The organism is Roseomonas acroporae (assembly GCF_023223525.1).
GTDB classification, from domain to species: domain Bacteria; phylum Pseudomonadota; class Alphaproteobacteria; order Acetobacterales; family Acetobacteraceae; genus Roseomonas_E; species Roseomonas_E acroporae.
In genome coordinates this window covers 1-17,022 of sequence record NZ_JALPRX010000027.1, presented here as the reverse complement: position 1 = coordinate 17,022, position 17,022 = coordinate 1, and the positions used below count along the sequence as shown (strand labels likewise).

18 protein-coding genes, 1 tRNA gene and 1 riboswitch are annotated in these 17,022 nt (G+C 73.8%); of the genes, 8 read left to right on the top strand and 11 right to left on the bottom strand.

All coding sequences use genetic code 11. The features are described 5' to 3' along the window. Positions 1-166 precede the first annotated feature (166 nt). From mdh to zapE, 3 genes are all read right to left on the bottom strand, one after another. Positions 167-1,120: a malate dehydrogenase gene (gene mdh / locus M0638_RS07545; protein ID WP_248666354.1), complete on the bottom strand. Its 954-nt coding sequence runs from the start codon at positions 1,118-1,120 to the stop codon at positions 167-169. 201 nt (positions 1,121-1,321) lie between these two features. Beyond that, complete coding sequence (locus M0638_RS07540; protein WP_248666353.1) at positions 1,322-2,032, bottom strand: hypothetical protein; 711 nt, start codon at positions 2,030-2,032, stop codon at positions 1,322-1,324. Between the two features lie 258 nt (positions 2,033-2,290). Beyond that, positions 2,291-3,514 (bottom strand): cell division protein ZapE, encoded by a 1,224-nt coding sequence (gene zapE / locus M0638_RS07535; RefSeq protein ID WP_248666352.1) that lies wholly within the window; start codon positions 3,512-3,514, stop codon positions 2,291-2,293. A 192-nt stretch (positions 3,515-3,706) separates the two neighbouring features. Here zapE and M0638_RS07530 point away from each other — a divergent pair, with 192 nt between their 5' ends. Next, positions 3,707-4,372 carry a 2OG-Fe(II) oxygenase gene (locus M0638_RS07530; protein WP_248666351.1) on the top strand — a complete coding sequence of 222 codons (666 nt, stop codon included), beginning with the start codon at positions 3,707-3,709 and terminating at the stop codon, positions 4,370-4,372. A 337-nt stretch (positions 4,373-4,709) separates the two neighbouring features. Here the strand turns inward: M0638_RS07530 and M0638_RS07525 are convergent, their stop codons facing one another. From M0638_RS07525 to metZ, 4 genes are all read right to left on the bottom strand, one after another. Continuing rightward, positions 4,710-5,537, bottom strand: a complete 828-nt coding sequence (locus M0638_RS07525; protein ID WP_248666350.1) for a phytanoyl-CoA dioxygenase family protein — start codon at positions 5,535-5,537, stop codon at positions 4,710-4,712. Positions 5,538-5,807: 270 nt separating this feature from the next. Then, positions 5,808-6,449, bottom strand: a complete 642-nt coding sequence (gene folE / locus M0638_RS07520; RefSeq protein WP_248666349.1) for a GTP cyclohydrolase I FolE — start codon at positions 6,447-6,449, stop codon at positions 5,808-5,810. Between the two features lie 329 nt (positions 6,450-6,778). Further along, the gene (gene apaG, locus M0638_RS07515) at positions 6,779-7,234 is read right to left on the bottom strand and encodes a Co2+/Mg2+ efflux protein ApaG (RefSeq protein WP_282571901.1); all 456 of its coding nucleotides are present in this window, start codon (positions 7,232-7,234) and stop codon (positions 6,779-6,781) included. A 259-nt stretch (positions 7,235-7,493) separates the two neighbouring features. Then, entirely contained in the window at positions 7,494-8,681 is a 1,188-nt protein-coding gene (metZ, locus tag M0638_RS07510) for an O-succinylhomoserine sulfhydrylase (protein WP_248666348.1), read from the bottom strand. 152 nt (positions 8,682-8,833) lie between these two features. Continuing rightward, positions 8,834-8,912, bottom strand: a riboswitch (SAM riboswitch). Positions 8,913-9,043: 131 nt separating this feature from the next. Between metZ and M0638_RS07505 the strand changes: the two genes are divergently transcribed. The 5 genes from M0638_RS07505 to M0638_RS07485 all read left to right on the top strand — a co-directional run bounded on the left by M0638_RS07505 (position 9,044) and on the right by M0638_RS07485 (position 12,674). After that, positions 9,044-9,118: transfer RNA gene (locus M0638_RS07505), tRNA-Gly, on the top strand. 73 nt (positions 9,119-9,191) lie between these two features. Next, a complete protein-coding gene (locus M0638_RS07500) occupies positions 9,192-9,503 on the top strand; it encodes a hypothetical protein (RefSeq protein WP_248666347.1) in 312 nt (103 codons plus the stop codon). Positions 9,504-9,847: 344 nt separating this feature from the next. Further along, a complete protein-coding gene (locus tag M0638_RS07495; protein ID WP_248666346.1) occupies positions 9,848-10,132 on the top strand; it encodes a hypothetical protein in 285 nt (94 codons plus the stop codon). Continuing rightward, on the top strand, positions 10,114-11,604 hold the full coding sequence (locus M0638_RS07490; RefSeq protein ID WP_248666345.1) for a methyl-accepting chemotaxis protein: 1,491 nt from the start codon (positions 10,114-10,116) through the stop codon (positions 11,602-11,604). The genes M0638_RS07495 and M0638_RS07490 overlap by 19 nt, the downstream gene beginning before the upstream one ends. Positions 11,605-12,422: 818 nt before the next feature. Further along, a complete protein-coding gene (locus M0638_RS07485; RefSeq protein ID WP_248666344.1) occupies positions 12,423-12,674 on the top strand; it encodes a hypothetical protein in 252 nt (83 codons plus the stop codon). Between the two features lie 124 nt (positions 12,675-12,798). Here M0638_RS07485 and M0638_RS07480 read toward each other — a convergent pair whose 3' ends face one another. Next, positions 12,799-14,457, bottom strand: coding sequence for a peptide transporter (locus M0638_RS07480; protein WP_248666343.1), 1,659 nt, complete (start codon positions 14,455-14,457; stop codon positions 12,799-12,801). A 282-nt stretch (positions 14,458-14,739) separates the two neighbouring features. Here M0638_RS07480 and M0638_RS07475 point away from each other — a divergent pair, with 282 nt between their 5' ends. Together M0638_RS07475 and M0638_RS07470 are read left to right on the top strand one after the other, a co-directional pair. Continuing rightward, entirely contained in the window at positions 14,740-15,072 is a 333-nt protein-coding gene (locus M0638_RS07475; RefSeq protein ID WP_248666342.1) for a chorismate mutase, read from the top strand. Further along, a complete protein-coding gene (locus tag M0638_RS07470; RefSeq protein ID WP_248666341.1) occupies positions 15,069-15,854 on the top strand; it encodes an RNA methyltransferase in 786 nt (261 codons plus the stop codon). The genes M0638_RS07475 and M0638_RS07470 overlap by 4 nt, the downstream gene beginning before the upstream one ends. Before the next feature lie 28 nt (positions 15,855-15,882). Here M0638_RS07470 and M0638_RS28780 read toward each other — a convergent pair whose 3' ends face one another. The 3 genes from M0638_RS28780 to M0638_RS07460 all read right to left on the bottom strand — a co-directional run bounded on the left by M0638_RS28780 (position 15,883) and on the right by M0638_RS07460 (position 16,821). After that, a complete protein-coding gene (locus tag M0638_RS28780; protein WP_282571900.1) occupies positions 15,883-16,005 on the bottom strand; it encodes a hypothetical protein in 123 nt (40 codons plus the stop codon). A gap of 297 nt (positions 16,006-16,302) precedes the next feature. Continuing rightward, the gene (locus M0638_RS07465) at positions 16,303-16,584 is read right to left on the bottom strand and encodes a hypothetical protein (protein ID WP_248666340.1); all 282 of its coding nucleotides are present in this window, start codon (positions 16,582-16,584) and stop codon (positions 16,303-16,305) included. A gap of 15 nt (positions 16,585-16,599) precedes the next feature. Next, complete coding sequence (locus tag M0638_RS07460) at positions 16,600-16,821, bottom strand: helix-turn-helix domain-containing protein (RefSeq protein ID WP_248666339.1); 222 nt, start codon at positions 16,819-16,821, stop codon at positions 16,600-16,602. Between the last annotated feature and the right edge of the window lie 201 nt (positions 16,822-17,022).

The following is a 17,022-nucleotide window of genomic DNA, read 5'->3' as shown; positions in this document are numbered from 1 at the left end:
TCACCCTCCAGCCGGCCGGCCCCGGGGAACGATGGCGCTCCCCTGGGGCGAGCGTGGAACGATCCGAACCGGTGGCGGGAACGGCCCCGTTCGGAGCTCTATTGGGACGATGCGGTCACTCGGGAACCGAACGCCCGGGCCTCTCGGCCCGGGCGCCCGGGAAGTCTCAGACGCCGAGCTTCTTGAAGTCCTCGACGAGCTTCTTCACCGCGTCGCAGGACTTGTCGAAGGCGGCCTTCTCGGCCTCGGTGAACTGCACCTCGACGATGCGCTCCACGCCGCCGGCGCCGATCACCACCGGCACGCCGACGTAGAAGTCGTTCAGCCCGTACTCGCCGTTCAGCATCACGGCGCAGGGCAGGACGCGCTTCTTGTCCTTGAGGTAGGACTCCGCCATCGCGATCGCCGAGGCGGCCGGGGCGTAGAAGGCCGAGCCCTTCTCCAGCAGCTTCACGATCTCGCCGCCGCCATTGGCGGTGCGGTTCACGATCGCGTCGATCTTCTCCTGCGTGGTCCAGCCCATCTTCACTAGGTCCGGCACCGGGATGCCGGCCACGGTGGAGTAGCGGGTCAGCGGCACCATGGTGTCGCCATGGCCGCCGAGCACGAAGGCGGTCACGTCCTCGACCGAGACGCCGAACTCCTGCGCCAGGAACAGGCGGAAGCGCGCGCTGTCCAGCACGCCGGCCATGCCGACCACCTTGTTCGCCGGCAGGCCGGACTTCTGCTGCAGCGCCCAGACCATCACGTCGAGCGGGTTGGTGATGCAGATCACGAAGGCGTCCGGGGCGTATTTCTTGATGCCCTCGCCCACCTGCGCCATCACGCCGGCGTTCTTGGTCAGCAGGTCGTCACGGCTCATGCCCGGCATGCGGGGGAAGCCGGCGGTGACGATGACGACGTCGGCGCCCTCGATGGCGGCGTAGTCGGAGCCGCCGGACATGGCGCTGTCGAAGTCGTCCACCGGGCTCGACTGCATGATGTCGAGCGCCTTGCCGGCGGCGACCCCGCCGAACACGTCGAACAGGACGACGTCGCCCAGTTCCTTCAGGCCGATCAGGTGGGCGAGCGTGCCGCCGATGTTGCCGGCGCCGATCAGCGCAATCTTCTTGCGGGCCATGAGCCAATTCCTTCGCGGAAGGCTTGCGGGAAAGCGTTCTGGATGGGGCGTCTCCTACCTCGCCCCGGCCGCAGCGGCAAGGCGGGCCCGACGTCCCGGCCCTCCTGCCCCCGGCTTCCTCCCCTGCCCCTGCCCGGCCCCGCCCCCGGATCCGTCCACGCCCCCCCAAAAGGGGGATGCAGGCACTTCCGCCTGCGGGCTTCAGAACGGCAGGCAGCGCACCACGTCGGCATGGCCCCGCGCCAGGGTAGGCACGGTGCCGGCCGGGCAGGCACGCTGCCGGGCGCCGGCGCCGGCCGGCATGGACTGCCAGCCGACCATGCGCGGCATGGCGTAGCTGGCGGCATGGGCGCGCCCCATCACGGCGAAGCCGTCATAGCCCGACCAGCGGCCGGGCAGCGCCGCATAGGCATCGCCGGTGCCCGGCCGGGCCGTGGGCGCGCGGCGGGCCACCGCCGTGCCGCGCCGCACGCCCGTGGTCCGGCCGGACGCCGCCACCTGGCCCGCGCCGATCCGTCGGGGCGCGGTCGCGACATGCGTCCGGGCCGCGCGGCCCCGCCACGACCCGGCGGCCAGCGCGCCGGTGCGGGCCGGCGCGGCCGCCTTGCCACGAGCGGGCGCCGCCGCGACGCCACGGGCGGGCGCCGCCGCGACGCGGCCGGGCCGCGGGCGGGCGGCGGCGTACCGGGCCGGGCGGGTCCCGGCATGGGCGGCGACTCGGGAATTGGCGGGCTTGGCGGGGCGATGCGCCGCCGGCTGCTGCCGGGCGAGCCGCGGCGCGGGTGCCGAATGCGCGGCCCGGCCCGTCACGACATGCGTCGCGCTTCTTCGCTGCGCCGCCTCGGCGACGGGAGCACCCATCACGGCGAGGGCGAGCAGGGGTGCGGCGAAGGCGAGCAGGCGGCGTCGCAAGGTGTCCGTACTCCTCGTGGTCGGCACGCGGCCAGGGAAAGGAGGCGGGCACGCACCCGGCACCCCGGCGCCGCCCGCCGGAAGCGGGCCGCGCGAGCCACCGCGTGGAGAATCATCCCCCCTGCGCGGCATCTTCACCGCGCCGGTGCCCGGCGTCGACGGAAAAATCGCGCAGAAACAAGGATCTGGATGGGCGGTTGAACGCGCCGGCGAAAAATGCCGCGAAGGGCGAGGGCGCGGCGCCGGCCGGGGTCCGGATCAGGTCAGGTGCGGCAGCGCGAGGTAGTCCTGGCTCTGCATCTCCATCAGCCGGCTCGCGGTGCGCTCGAACATCGCCGCGTTCTCGCCCTGCTCGTAGAGCCGGTCCGGCTCCGCCTCGGCCGAGGCGACCAGCTTGCAGCGGTGCTCGTAGAGCGCGTCGATCAGCGTGATGAAGCGTCGCGCCTTGTCGAAATTGTCGGGCCCGAGGCGCGGGATGCCGTCCAGCACCAGCGTGTGGTAGTGCGTGGCCAGCGCCAGGTAGTCGGCGGGGCCGAGCGGGATGCCGCACAGCGCCTCGAAATCCGCCCGCGCCACGCCGCGCGCCGCCTCGGGCACCGAGACCTGCCGACCGAGCACGGTCAGCGTCGCCGGCTGCCCGTGCGCGACCCCGGTGAGCTCGCGGAAGGCGGCGTCGAGGGCCCGGTCGGCACGGGCGCCGATCGGCGCATGCCAGGTGGGCAGGCCCTGGATGCGGTGGCGCCGGTAGTCGCGCGGCGAGTCGAGCACCAGCACGTTCAGCCGCTTGTTGATCAGGGCGATGAAGGGCAGGAAGGCGTCGCGCCCGGGCTTGCCCTTGAACAGGTCGTTCGGGATGGTGTTGGAGGTCGCCACCACCACCACGCCGCGCGCGAACAGCGCCTCGAACAGCCGGCCGAGCAGCATGGCGTCGACGATGTCGTGCACCTGGAATTCGTCGAAGCAGAGCAGCGCCGCCTCGGCCACGATGGTGTCGGCGAGCGGCGGGATCGGGTCGGAGTCGCCGGGGTGGGCCTGCTTCCAGCGATGGATGCGGCCGTGGCACTCCTGCATGAACTGGTGGAAGTGGATGCGCCGCTTGCGCGCCACCTCGGCGCAGTCGAAGAACAGGTCCATCAGCATGGACTTGCCGCGCCCCACCTCGCCCACGAGGTAGAGGCCCTGCGGCGCGTCGGGCGCCTCCTCCACCGGCTTGCGCCGGAAGAAGCGCGCGATCAGCCCGCCCTGCGCCGGCGGCTCCGTCTGCGGGTCGTAGCCGCGCAGCCGGCGCCACAGGTCCTGCAGGGTCTCGGCGGCCAGTTCCTGCGCCGGATCGGGCCGGAGCAGCCCGGCGGCCAGCCGCGCCCGGTAGACCGGGAGCGGGCCCTCGTTCGGTGGGACGGCCGGGGCGGCTCCGGGAGCCGCCTGATCGGCAGGGGCCGGCCCGGGGCCGGATTGCGGCGCATGCATGCTGCGTCGCGCCATACAGGCTGCCGAGGCCGTCGTAAACCGCCCCGGCCCGCCGAGCGATCCCCGCGACGGGAACCGCGGCGCGGCGCGGCACCGAACGAAGCGCCGCCGCCCGCCGCTGCCTAAATGATGAACAAGGTGATTAAACTTGCTTCAAACTCGGTCTTGGCGGGATCGGTTCCGCCCGCCCGGGTGTAGAAGCCTCCCATGTCCATCGACACCCTCGCCGCGCCGTCAACGGTCAAGACGATCGATCGGATCCTGAATCTCGATGCCTTCCGTGCCGCCCCCCTGCTGACCGATCCGTACCCGCACACCCTCGCCAGGGGCATGCTGCTGCCGGGAACGGCCGATGTCCTGCGGCGGGACTTCCCCGTGTTCCGGCAGGCCGGCTACCACCCGGTCGAGGGCTTCGAGCCGCAGGGCGCCTTCGCCACCCTGCTGCGCGAGATCGAGGGACCGGAGATGAAGGCCGCGATGACCGAGAAATTCGGCATCGACTTCGGTCCCCTGCCCTCCCTGGTCACGGTCCGGTACGTCTCGGCCGCGCACGAGGGCTGCATCCACACGGACAGCCGGAGCAAGGTGGCGACGCTGCTGCTCTACCTGAACCGCGGCTGGTCCTCGCCCGAGGGGCGGCTGCGCGTGCTGCGCGACAACAAGGGCTTCGACAACTACACGCTGGAGGTGCCGCCCGACGAGGGCACCATGTTCGCCTTCCTGCGCGGCGACCGGTCCTGGCACGGCCACACCCCCTTCGTCGGCGAGCGGCGCGTGGTGCAGATCGCCTGGCTGCGCGACGCGGCCGAGATCGAGCGCAAGCGCAAGCGGCACCGCGTGTCGCGCTTCCTGAAGCGGATCTTCGGGGGGTAGCGCGGAAAGCCGCGACTTAGAGCCGATCCAGCCTGACTGTATCAGGCCGGAACGGCTCCAGCCTTTTGATTTTTCGTATTTTCCGAGCCGCTGAGCGAGGACGCTCGGCTTGAAAATGCTCTAGCCGATGCCCGGGGAAGGCGCTGCCTTCCCCAAAGGCCCCCGGAGCCCCCATCCGGCAGGAGGGCGAGGCCCTCCTGCACCTCTCCTCGTTCGGGTCCGGGTGTCGAAACACTTCGGACTTTCTTCCCGGAACGGGGGTTCCAAGGGGGCTTCGCCCCTTGGCGGGGTTCGGGGCAGCGCCCCGATGCCCGCGCGCCAGCCGCAAAGCCCCCCTTCAGACCAGCCCCTTCTCCGCCGCCTGCTTCACGCCGGTATCGCGATACCCCGCCCACATCCGGTCGAGATAGTCGAGGCAGACCGGGTCGAGGTCCATGCGCGGCTCCGGGTCGCGGTCCCAGTGCCCGTGCCGGTCCTCGCCGCGCACCAGCAGCGCCCCGCGCCGCCCCAGCGTCGAGCGCGTGTGCGCCGGCATGTAGAAGAAGGCCACGCCCACCCGCCGCTGGTCAGAGGGGTTGGGCGCCGAGCAGTGCGCCGTGCGCTCGTGGTGCAGCGAGAACTGCCCGGCCTGCAGCTCCATGTCCACCGCCTGCGACTCGTCGATGTCGCGGATGGTCTGGCCGCGGGCGAGCAGGTTCTCGGGGTCGTAGGTCTCCTCGTGCCGGAAATCGGCCATGCGGTGGCTGCGCGGCAGCACGCGCAGGCAGCCATTCGCCACCGTGCTGGGCGTCAGCGCCACCCAGGCCGTCACCTCCTCGTGCGGGTCGAGGCCGTAATAGGCGGAATCCTGGTGCCAGGAGACGAATCGCACGTCGCGCGCCTTCTTGGCGAAGACCGAGGTGCCGAACAGCAGGATGTCGGGCCCGATCAGGCTCTCCACCGCGTCCAGGATGCGCGGGTTGCGGGCGAGCGCGGTCATCCAGGGCGCCACCACCTGCGCCTTGATCTTGAGCCGCAGCGTCGCGTCCGGGCCGAGCCGGCCGTCGTAGCTGTCGAGCGCGGCGAGGTTCGCCGCCGCCTCGTCCGGGCCGATCGCGTCGAACGGGCAGAGCCAGCCCTCGCGTCGGAAGTGCTCGACCTGTTCGTCGGTCAGGGAGCCGGGCATGGGCGTGCCTTTCCTGCTCGTTTGCCGTGCGACCACCCCGCCCCGCCCCGCCGCCGCCGTCCCGATGACGGGGAGGCGGCCCGGGACAGGTGGGTGATGCCACCTATTCGCAGGGGACGGGCGAGCAATCGGCATGCCAGCGGCCACCGGGCCGGCGCCTGCGCCGCGCGGCAGCCTCGAACGGGTCAGGCCGGACGGGGCGGCCGGAGAAGGGCAGGCCGCAGGCACCAGGCCATGAGGACCACGCTGGAGAGGCGGGTCGGGGGCCGCTCAGGTCTCGCGCGCGCCGCCGCGCGGGTTACCGATCATCGAGAGGAACTCGCGGCGCGTGGAGAAGTCGTCGCGGAAGGCGCCGAGCATGCGGCTGGTGACCATGGAGACGCCGGTCTTGTGCACGCCGCGCATGGTCATGCACATGTGCTGCGCCTCGACCACCACGGCCACGCCCTTGGGCTGCAGCACCTCGTTGATGGTGTTGGCGACCTGCGCCGTCAGCTTCTCCTGGATCTGCAGGCGCTTGGCGAAGACGTCGATCACGCGCGCGACCTTGGAGATGCCGACCACGCGGCCCGCCGGCAGGTAGCCCACGTGCACGCGGCCGATGATCGGCACCATGTGGTGCTCGCAATGGCTCTCCAGGCGGATGTCGCGCAGCACCACCATCTCGTCGTAGCCCGCCGTCTCCTCGAAGGAGCGGCGGAGGAATTCGACGGGATCGGTGTGGTAGCCGCCGAAGAACTCCTCGTAGGCCTGCACGACCCGCTTGGGCGTGTCGAGCAGACCCTCGCGCTGCGGGTCGTCGCCGGCCCAGCGCAGCAGCACGCGCACCGCGGCCTCCGCCTCCTCGCGGGAAGGGCGGTCGTCGGGCACGGCGTGGAACCCGCCGGGGAAGTCGGAAGGATGCGAGGTCAAGGCTGACAGGTCCTCATCCGGTGCGGGCCGCGCACCGTGCCGCCGGGGCAGTGCCCAGAGGCAGCACCCAGGGGCAACGCCCGGAGCGGCGCCCAGAGGCGATGCCCCAGAGGCAATACCCCGGAGGCGATACCCTGGAGGCGATGCCCGGTCGCAGGACCCGCGCCGCCTATTTAGGCCATCCTGGCCGGCAGGCAACCGCTGCGCTGCCGACACCTCCGGCCGGCCATGGTCGCGTCGGCGGCCGGCGTGGCCCGCCTCGCTCCGCGCCCCCCGACGGGCCCCGCCTGGGCAGGCCGTCCGAGCAGGCCCGCCCCGGACCGGCCGGCTCAGTGGACCACGCTGCCGCCGTGCGGGCTGTCCAGGCTGAAGGCGGGGATCGCGACGTCGAAGGCGAGGCCGCTGGCGATCTCCACCATGTGGTAGGTGCCGCGCATGAAGCCCGAGGGCGTGCCGAGCGGCGTGCCCGAGGTGTATTCGAAGGATTCGCCCGGCTCCAGCGTGGGCTGCTCGCCCACCACCCCTTCGCCGCTCACCTCCTGGATGCGCCCCTGCGCGTCCGTGATTCGCCAGGTCCGGCGCAGGAGCTGCACCGCGACCGCGCCGCGGTTCTCGATCGAGACCTTGTAGGCCCAGACGTAGTGCGCGCGATCCGGCTCCGACTGGTCCTCCAGGTAGTAGGCCCGCACGGAGACCCGGATGTCGCGGGTGGTCGCGGAGTAGATGCCGGCCTGGGCGGCCTGCTCGGCCTGGCGTTCGGTGCGGGGACGGTCGGAGCGGGTCATGGCGTTCAGCCCTGGCGTATCTTGGCGGTGGCGAGGCCGTCGCGCCGGAGGCCGGCCCCGCGCCGGGGACGACGAGGTGGTCCGCAGGGCCTGCCGGCCCGGTCCCGCCACCGGCGTCCTCCCCCGCTCGCGGCCGCGTCGCCGGCCCGGCCACACGGCGAGGCCGGCACAGCGAACCGGCCCGCCGCTGGCCGTTCCCTTGTCGCATGTTCCGGCGCGGCCGACGAGTCCGACCGGCGGGCGGGAAACCCCGGTCCGCTCAGTTCCGGCCCAGCGTGTCCAGCGCCGCCGCGAGGTCGTCGATCAGGTCCTCCACGTCCTCCAGCCCGACCGAGAGCCGCACCGTGCCGTCGTTGATGCCGAGCCGCGCGCGCTCCTCGGCGCCGACGCGCATGTGGGTGGTGGTCGCGGGATGCGTCGCGAGGCTCTTCGAGTCGCCGAGGTTGTTGGAGATGTCGATCACGCGCAGCGCGTCGAGCACGCGGAAGCACGCGTCCTTGCCGCCCGCCACGTCGAAGGTGACCAGCGTGCCGCCCGCGCTCATCTGGCGCATGGCCAGCTCGCGCTGGGGATGGTCGGCGCGGGTCGGGTAGAGCACGCGCGCGATTTCGGGCCGGCCGGCCAGGAATTCGGCCACGCGCTCGGCGCCGCGGCACATCGCGTCCACGCGCAGCTTCAGCGTCTCCAGCCCCTTCAGGATCACCCAGGCGTTGAAGGGCGAGAGCGCCGGCCCGGTGTTGCGGGTGAAGGGCTGCAAGGTCTCCTCGACCCACTTCTTCGAGCCCAGCACCGCGCCGCCGAGCACCCGCCCCTGCCCGTCCATGTGCTTGGTACAGGAATAGACGACGACGTCGGCGCCGAATTCCAGCGGCTTCTGCAGCAGCGGCGTCGCGAACACGTTGTCCACCACGACGATGGCGCCGGCCGCGTGCGCAAGGTCGCACACCGCCTTCAGGTCGACGATCTCCAGCATCGGGTTGGAGGGCGTCTCCAGCAGCACCAGCGCCGCCGGCTCGGCGAGCGCCGCCTGCCACTGCGCGAGGTCCGCGCCGTCCACGAAGGAGGTCGCGATGCCGTAGCGCGGCAGCAGCGTCGAGACGATCCAGTGGCAGGAGCCGAACAGGGCGCGGGACGCCACCACCCGGTCGCCGGCCTTGAGGTGGGAGAGCAGCGCGGCGCTCACCGCCGCCATGCCGGTCGCGGTGCAGCGGCAGGCCTCGGCACCCTCCAGCAGCGCCAGGCGCTCCTCCAGCATCGCGACGGTGGGGTTGCCGAAGCGGGAGTACTGGTAGTGCTGCTCGGTGCCGAGGAAGGTGTTCTCGGCCTGCGCGGCGCTCTCGTAGACGAAGCCGGAGGTGAGGAAGAGCGCCTCGCCCGTCTCGTCGAAGCTGCTGCGGGCGGTGCCGCCGCGCACGAGAAGGGTGGCGGGGCGGAGCGCGCGCGGCAACGGTTGGCCCTGGTCTGGGCCTTGCCGGTCTGGGCCCTGGCGGTCGGGACGGGAATCGGAACGGGACATGGCGGGGACCTCGGGACGCAATTGGTCCGGCCCCTCGCGGGCAGCGCGCCCCTTCCCGCCCGTCGCCGATGCGGACCGGGCGGGGCGGGACGCCCCAGGCCGTTTAGCGCGTTTCTTTAGGCTCGCCGCAAGCTGGCCGGACAAATCGCGAGCGCCGCGCGGGGACCGGGGTCCCTGGACGGCGGCCGGACAGTAGCGGCGGCTTGCCCGGGCGGCAAGCCTGCGCTACGCCTAGCGCCGGCAGCGGGTTGCCGCGCGCCCCGCACTGCCGGGCGCGCCTTCCCGGAACCGGCGCGGGCGTAGTTCAGAGGTAGAACGTCAGCTTCCCAAGCTGAATGTCGTGGGTTCGATTCCCATCGCCCGCTCCAGCTTCCCCGATGCGGGGGCACGCCGGGGGCACGTTTCCCGGGGCACGCTTCGCCAGTCGAGGGGTATCGGACCTTGCGCCAGATCCCGACCGCCGCCCTGCTCTTCGGCCTTGCTGCGCTGCCGGCTCTCGCTCAGCCGGCCGTGACCGGCGATTCGCGTCCCCTGCCCCCGCCCTTGCCCTATGCCGACCGCCCGGCCGACCCGCCCACCGTCGGCGAGCGCGTGGGGCGCTTCATCGACCGCACCTGGAACGAGACGCGCGACCTCACCGGGCGTGGCCTCGGCGCGGTCGGCGGCGCCTTCTCCCGTGCCGGCGACGCCATAAGCCGGGATGGCCGCAGCGTGCGCGAGGACGCCGCCCGGGACGCCGCCGGCGGGCGGTGAGGTCGGCCGCGACACCACCCACGCCCTGATCGCCAACCGCATCGGCATGGCGATCGGGCCCCGGTGCGTCACGGTCATGGCGGTGGCGCCGTTGCGGATCGCCAGCGCCGGGACGCCGCCGAGCAACGTCCTGTTGCGCGGCACCAGCCGGGCCAGGGCGGCGGCCTTCGCCACCATGCCGGCCTCAAGGTGGCGGGTAGCGCGATCGTCTGCCGCGGCAGGGCCCGGGCCCGCTGCTCACGACGACGCCGTGACTCACGGAGACGCTGTCCGTCGGGTGTTGCGGTTGCGCCCGGCGCCGCGCTTCAGCCCCCGTTATCGCTTTGCCGGCATGGTGCGCCCCCATGCGGATACGCGACCTGATGCCGGCCCTCGCCATGGCCACGCTGGTGCCGCTTGCCATGGCGCCCGGCCGCCTGCTGCCCGAGGGCGACACGCCGGTGCTCGTACGGCTCGGGAACGCCGGCCTGGAACGGCTGCTGCGCCAGCCATCGCTGGCGGAGGTCAGGCTGCTCGCCCTGCCGGCACCGGGCTACGCGGTGCTGCGGGGAGACACGGCGTTGATCCGCTCCACGTTCGGAAGCGCCGTCGCCTGGCAGGGAGTGTCCACATGCTCACCCGATCCGTGACCCCCGACGGGATGGGGGCGCTCGGCACGCTGCGCCGCGACGCCGAACGTGCCCTCGTCGGCATCATCCTGCTGCACGGTCCTCTGCTGGGCGTCGCCGCGTGGCTGGCCGGCGGCTCCGTATGGCGGCCCCTTTCGCTCTGGCTCGGCATCGCCGTCGCGGCGGGCGGCGCCCATGTCGCGCGCCCGGCCGCGCCGGCCACCCGGGCCCTCGTGGCGGTGGCGCTCTGCCTCATGCCGGCCCTGCTCGTCGAGGCCTTCTCCCGCCATCCGTGGCAGGCGGACGCGCACATGCACTTCTTCGCGGCACTGGCCGTCACCGCTGCGCTGCTCGACCGCAATGCCGTCCTGGTCGCCGCCACGGCCATCGCCCTGCACCACCTGGTACTGAACTTCCTCCTGCCCGCCGCCGTGTTTCCCGGCGGCGGCGACCTCGCCCGGGTGGTCTTCCACGCGGTGATCGTCGTGTTCGAGACGGCGGCGCTGTGCTGGCTGATCGACCGCGCCGCGCATGCGCTGACGGCTGCCGAAGCCGCGGCGGCGGAGGTGGCGCGGCAGGCTTCCGAGCGGGAGCGGGAACGGGCGCTGGCCGAGTCCCGCGCGGTCACCGGGCGCCGCGAGGCGGCGGCGGCCCTGGCGGCGGAGATCGACCGATCGCTGACCGAGGTCGCGAACGGGCTCGCGACATCATCGAACGGGATGAAGCGCGCGACGGACGATCTCTCCGCCTCGGCCACCGAGACGACACGGCAGGCGGACGACGCGGCCCGGAACATCCAGGAAGCCAGCATGGGCGTGCAGACCGTCGCCGCGGCGACGGAGGAGATGACCACGACCATCCGCGAGATCACCAGCCGGGTCAGGGAGGCCGCGGCGGCGGCCGGCAGCGCGGTGACCGAGATCCGCGCGACCGACGCCGTCGTGCAGGCGCTCTCGGAGGGTGCCTCGCGGATCAGCGACGTGGTGCGGCTCATCGGCACGATCGCCGCGCAGACCAACCTGCTGGCGCTGAACGCGACCATCGAGGCGGCACGGGCGGGCGAGCAGGGCAAAGGCTTCGCCGTGGTCGCGGGCGAGGTGAAGGCGCTGGCCAACCAGACCGCCGCGGCCACCGAGGAAATCGGCGCCCAGGTGGCGCAGATGCAGGAGGCCACCGCCCGCGCCGTCGCCGCCATCCGGGCGATCGGCGTCACCGTCGAGCAGACCAGCGAGATCGCCGGCGCCATCGCCTCGGCGGTCGAGGAACAGGACCACGCCACGCGGGAGATCAGCTGCGCGGCGCAGGACGTCGCCGTCGGCACCGAGCGCGTGGCCACGGGCGTGGCGCGGGCAAGCCAAGCGGTCGGCGAGACCAGCGAGGCGCTGGACGCGCTGCGCCTGTCGAGCGGCGAGATCGCGCGCCAGGGCGAGCTGCTGCGCGCCGAGGTGACGCGGCTGACGCAGGAGTTGCGCCGGCAGGGGGAAGCGGCATAGGGCCACGCCGACCGCCATCCGGGTTCTTCCGCGGTTCCGGGGCAGCGGGCGAGGAAATCTCGGGGGAGTTCCCGTATGGGGAACCCTCTTTGGCGTTCTGATCGACCCCGCTGTCCCACGCCCCCATTCGCCCTGCCGGGCCCGTTCGTCGGACAGGTTGGCCCGGCCCCAACCGCCTCGCCCTCGCCTCCGGCATGCCGGACGCGGCAAGGATGCCGAGCCAGAGATCGGCGTCGAGCCTGAAGCCCCGCTCCGCCAGCATCGGCGCCTCCGGCATGCCGGGGGAGCGCGCACGGGCGGCGAGCCCCAGGACGCGAAGCCTTCCGCCCTGCGCCCTGGCGACGCCGATGAGCAGCATCATCGCATTTACCTGGTTGGCGATCAGCGCCGGGACGGCCGGCGCGGGATGCCGCCGGCGCGTGCCGAGTCGTCGCCGCCTCCGCCACGGCACCCGATTCGCCGGCGATTGCCGCGGCGACCACGCGCGGTCGGGACGGTTCCACGATCCGCGCGGCGGCGAAGGCCGGCATCGACGGCCACGTCCGTCGTGCCGGCCAGGGGCCGGCCGCAGAACGGCACGGGCCTCCGTGCCGTGAGCCCCGGCCGCTTCCTGCGGGCGGGCGGAAGGGCTTCCCGCTCGGGTGCAGGCCTCCCTCGTCGTCATGGCCGCGCCGGCTGGTCATCGGGAGGATTACATTTTCTTAAGCGAAGTCGCATGACTGGATTACGCAAATGTGCTTTGTTCAAAAAATGATCTGGTATATGCATAACAAGATATTCCGGACTTCCTGAGGGTTACGCCCATGATCCCGGCTTCCTTGCTCCCGGCCTCCCTGCTCCCGGCCTTCGCGCCCCAGGCCCTCGCGTCCCAGGCCCTCGCGCCCCAGCCGGCTCCTGGCCTGCATTTCAGCGTCGATCGGCGTGCCCGCGACCAGCGTCCCACCGATGCGCTCCGTGCCGCCGCGCGCGCGCTCGACCTGATGCTCAACACCGAGCGCGGCATCTCGCCGATCGAGGCGCAGCGCGTGCTGGATCAGCTGCGCCTGGCCATCGCCGCGACGGAAGGCTGAGCCTCGGAAGGCACGATCGCGGGCCGGGGCCGCAGGAGGGCCATTCCCGCAGACGCGACGTGACGATCGCGACACCGGACCGGATTCCGCCCGATCGTGACGGGCGGAAATCAACCCCCGACCATCACCCTCGCGCGCGTCCCGGGTCGTCCGGTCGAGCGGGCCCCGGCGGGACATGCCCAAGCGCCGCCGCGACGCGGGCCACCACCGGCCCCCACTCCCCCCATCGCTCCTGCCGGAAGATGCGCAGGGTCGGGTACCACGGGCTGTCCTCCCGCCCGGTCAGCCAGCGCCAGCAATTGTCGTGGCGATCCAGCAGCAGCACCTTCCGCCCCATGGCACCGGCCAGGTGCGCGACCGACGTGTCCACGCTCACCACCGCCTCCAGGCCGGCGATGATCGCGGCGGTATCGGCGAAGTCGCGCACCTCGCCCATCGGGTCGTGCAGGACGAGGCCGGGCGGCGCCTGCCGCGCCCGCGGCCCGTCGCCGTGCTGGAGGCCGACCCAGCACAGGCCCGGCACCGCCCCGAGCGGCGCCAGCGCGGCGGCGTCCAGGCTGCGCCGGGCGTCGATCTCGGCCAGGTGCGCGTCGTGCGCCCGCGCGGAGCCGGCCCAGACCAGCCCGATCCGCCGTCCCGCCGGCAGCGCCGCCAGCCAGCCGGCCCAGCGCGCCGCCAGCGCCGGATCGGCCTTCAGATAGGGGGCGGCCGGGATCGGCTCGGCCGCCTCGCCCAGCACCAGCGGCAGGCGCATGATCGGGCAGTGCCAGTCGAAGCGCGGCAGGACCATGTCGCCCGACAGCACGGAATCGGCCCCCGCGACGTCGGCGAGGAGCCGCCCCAGCGGCGTCGGCACCCAGAGCAGCACGCTCGCCCCGGCCGCCCGCAGGCGCGGCAGGTAGCGGGCGAACTGGATCGTGTCGCCGAAGCCGGAATCGTAGGTGACGAGCACGGTGCGCCCGGCGAGCGGCACGCCCGGCGTCAGCAGCGGCGCCTCGGGCAGCAGCCGGCGCACCCCGGGGTCGCGCAGGCGCCACTCGAACTCGGCCCACCCCTCCCGCCGCCGGCCGGCCTTGAGCAGCGCCATGGCGCGGTTCACCCGCAGCCGCGCGAGGTCCGGCGCCAGGCGCAGCCCCTCTTCGAAGCGGGCGAGCGCCGCCGGCAACCGGCCCAGCCCCGCCAGCAGCACGCCGAGATTGTTGCAGAGCTCGGCGCTCGGCGGGCCGGCGGCCAGGGCCGCCTCCAGCACCGCGACCGCCTCCTCCGGCTCGTCTGCGGCGACCGCCAGCGACGAGAGCCGGAGCGCCGGCTCGCTCCAGCCCGGCCGCAGCGCCAGGGCCCGTCCGTAGGCTTCCCTCGCCGCCGCCGCGCGCCCCCGCGACCGTGCCCAGTCGCCCGCGGCCAGGGCCAGGGTCGGGTCCCTCGGCGCCAGCGCCCCGGCGGCGGCGAGGTAGTCGGCGGCGGCCTCCTCGCGGCCGGCGGCGCCGAGCAGGCCGAGCAGGTCCGCGGCCGGGTGCGGCGCGTCCGGCCGCCGCCGCGCCACCTCGTCGAGCAGGTCGGCGGCGAGGTCGGGATGGCCACAACCACCCAGCGCCAGCCCGAGCACCAGCATCGGCTCCAGGGAGGTGGGCCGCGCATGGTAGACGGGCTCGGCCAGCCGGGCGGCGGCGGCGAAGCCGCCTTCCCGTAGCCGGTCGATGGCCTCGCGCAGCGCCGCATCCTGCGACGCCCCCTGCGCTGCTCCCTGCGCCACCCGCCCCCCCGCTGCCGGACCGGGCGGCATGCCGGCCGCGCTCATCGCCGGCCCCGCCACCCGCCGCCCAGCCGCCTGGTCGCCGCACGGGCGCGTTGCGCCGGCGGCGGTTTCCGCGCGCCGGCGAATTGCTCTAAAGCGGGGCGCCGGAGAGCGGACACGCCCGAAGGCGTGAATCCGCTTCGAAGACAAGGGCCTACGGCGAACCGCCGTCCCGGCGGGACGGCGGTTCGCCGTAGGAGACACCGCGGCGAGCGGCCGGGCGGCGGCAGGGCCGGCCGGAACGCGACGCAGCCGGGGAACGGGCAAAGCATGAACGAGAACACCATGGGACCGGCCGACGATGCCGCCGACCCGCTGGCCCAGCTTCGCGAGCTCCGGGTCAGCATCGACAACATCGACGCGGCGATCATACACATGCTGGCCGAGCGGTTCCGCTGCACGCAGCGCGTCGGCCGGCTGAAGGCGGCGCACCACCTGCCCCCCGCCGACCCGGCGCGCGAGGCCGAGCAGGTGGCGCGGCTGCGCAGCCTCGCCGCCGCCGCCCGGCTCGACCCCGAATTCGCCGAGAAGTTCCTCGCCTTCGTGATTCGCGAGGTGATCCGCCACCACGAGGCGGTGCCGCGCGCGGCCCCCGCCGCATGACCGGTCGCGACGCCGGCGCGCCGCTGGAGCCGCCGCCCGGCGAGAGCCCGGTGATCGTGCTGGTGCGGCCGCAGCTCGCCGAGAACATCGGCGCGGTGGCGCGCGCCATGGCCAATGGCGGGCTGTTCCACCTGCGCCTGGTGGCGCCGCGCGACGGCTGGCCGCAGGACCGCGCCTGGCGCACCGCCTCGGGCGCCGACCGCATCCTGGAGGCGGCGACCGAGCACGCGACGGTGGCCGAGGCGGTGGCGGACTGCCACCGCGTGCTCGCCACCTGCCCGCGGCCGCGCCACATCATCAAGCCGATGCGCACCGCGCGCGCCGCCGCCGAGGACCTGCGGCAGATCAACGGGCGCGGGCTGCGGGCGGCGGTGCTGTTCGGGCCGGAGCGCGCGGGCCTCGACAACGACGACATGGCCTGCGCCGACACGCTGGTGCGCTACCCGCTGAACCCGGCCTTCATGAGCCTCAACCTCGCCCAGGCGGTGATGGTGCTGGCCTACGAGTGGTGGGTCGCGGCCGACGGCACCGAGCCGCGCCACCTGATGACCAACGAGACGCATGTCGCCACCAAGGGGGAGCTGGAGAACTTCCTGACCCATCTGGTGGCCGAACTGGATGCGAGCGGCTTCCTCGACAACCTGCCCAAGCGCCCGGGGATGGTGCGCAACATCCGCCACCTCTTCCAGCGCGGCGAGGTGACGGAGCAGGAGTTGCGCACGCTGCACGGCGTGGTGCGGGAGCTGGCGCGCGGGCGGCGGGAGAACGGGCGGGCGCCGTAGTGCCACGGCGCCGGGAGAGGGCGACGCTTCAGTAGAACAGCCGGCCGAGCGCGCCTTCGACGGCGGCGAGGAAGCCGAGGACGTAGAGGCCGGCGCCGGCATCGACGAGAAGCTCGCGGGCGCAGGCGGCGGTGATGCGGTTGCGGAACATGGCGGCTGCCTTCGTGGGGCGAGGCGGATCGCCGCCTCGGTCGGACACCGGCTGTCGGCGCCCTGCTTCCGCCACGGAATTGGCGGCGCCGCGCCGGGAAGGCCAACGCGACGTGCTGATGAAGGCCATCCATCCCATGGATGGAACGGCGCCGTGGACGAGACCGCCCAGGCATGGGGCTCGGGAAGGGCAGGCGGCATGGGGCGCCCGGTGCGCCCCGGCGGTGCGGCCGGCCATGGTCGGACCGGGGGGGTCGGACCGGGGCGACGGCCCTCGCCGGTGCGACGCCGGATGCGCTCAGCCCCGCCGGTCGGCCCGCCCCGAGGGCAGTTGCCGCGCCAGCCGGCGCGCCAGCGCGTAGCCGATGCCGCCCGAGACCGGTGCCGCCGGCAGCATCAGCAGCCAGCCGATATGCGCGCCCTCGACCGCCAGCCCGAGCCCGATGCCCAGCAGCAGCCCGCCAACCAGGGAGCCGATCACCCCGGCGGTCAGGCCCAGAACCAGCACGTCCTCACGCGTCACCATGGGCGCGGCGTAGTGGGGCGCGCGGCGCTTGGCAAGGCGGCGCGTCGGCCTCACGGCGCCCGCCCACCGTCACGCCTGCCGCCCCCCTTGGGGGGTCGCCATCGCGCCGAGCAGGCGGGCGAGGCGGAGCTGCGAGCGCAGGCCGGTCTTCTCGAAGCACTGGCCGAGATGCTGCTTCGCGGTGCCGGGCGCGATCCCGAGGCGCGCCGCGACCTCGGGAACGCCGAGGCCCTCGCCGACCAGCGCCGCCACCCGCGCCTCCGTCGGGGTCAGGCCGCAGGCGAGACGCAACGCCTCGGCGGCGGCCCCGAGCGGCGCCTCGGGATCGGCGACCAGCAGCAGCGCGCGCGGCCCGCCGGCCTCTTCTCAGAAGGCGAGGGCCGGGCGCGGCAGCGGCACGACCAGCACGAGCAGCGGCGTGCCGCTGCCCGGCCGGGTCAGGCACAGGGGGCCGCCCGGCTCGACCGGATCGCCGGCCGCCACGGCCAGGGC

Coding starts and splice junctions, on each gene's coding strand:
- M0638_RS07495 (WP_248666346.1), top strand. CDS start 9,848: ATGCGGATACGCGACCTGATGCCGGCCCTCGCCATGGCCACGCTGGTG.
- mdh (WP_248666354.1), bottom strand. CDS start 1,120: ATGGCCCGCAAGAAGATTGCGCTGATCGGCGCCGGCAACATCGGCGGC.
- M0638_RS07525 (WP_248666350.1), bottom strand. CDS start 5,537: ATGCCCGGCTCCCTGACCGACGAACAGGTCGAGCACTTCCGACGCGAG.
- M0638_RS07475 (WP_248666342.1), top strand. CDS start 14,740: ATGAACGAGAACACCATGGGACCGGCCGACGATGCCGCCGACCCGCTG.
- apaG (WP_282571901.1), bottom strand. CDS start 7,234: ATGACCCGCTCCGACCGTCCCCGCACCGAACGCCAGGCCGAGCAGGCC.
- M0638_RS07490 (WP_248666345.1), top strand. CDS start 10,114: ATGCTCACCCGATCCGTGACCCCCGACGGGATGGGGGCGCTCGGCACG.
- M0638_RS07470 (WP_248666341.1), top strand. CDS start 15,069: ATGACCGGTCGCGACGCCGGCGCGCCGCTGGAGCCGCCGCCCGGCGAG.
- M0638_RS28780 (WP_282571900.1), bottom strand. CDS start 16,005: ATGTTCCGCAACCGCATCACCGCCGCCTGCGCCCGCGAGCTTCTCGTC.
- M0638_RS07530 (WP_248666351.1), top strand. CDS start 3,707: ATGTCCATCGACACCCTCGCCGCGCCGTCAACGGTCAAGACGATCGAT.
- M0638_RS07480 (WP_248666343.1), bottom strand. CDS start 14,457: ATGCCGCCCGGTCCGGCAGCGGGGGGGCGGGTGGCGCAGGGAGCAGCG.
- zapE (WP_248666352.1), bottom strand. CDS start 3,514: ATGGCGCGACGCAGCATGCATGCGCCGCAATCCGGCCCCGGGCCGGCC.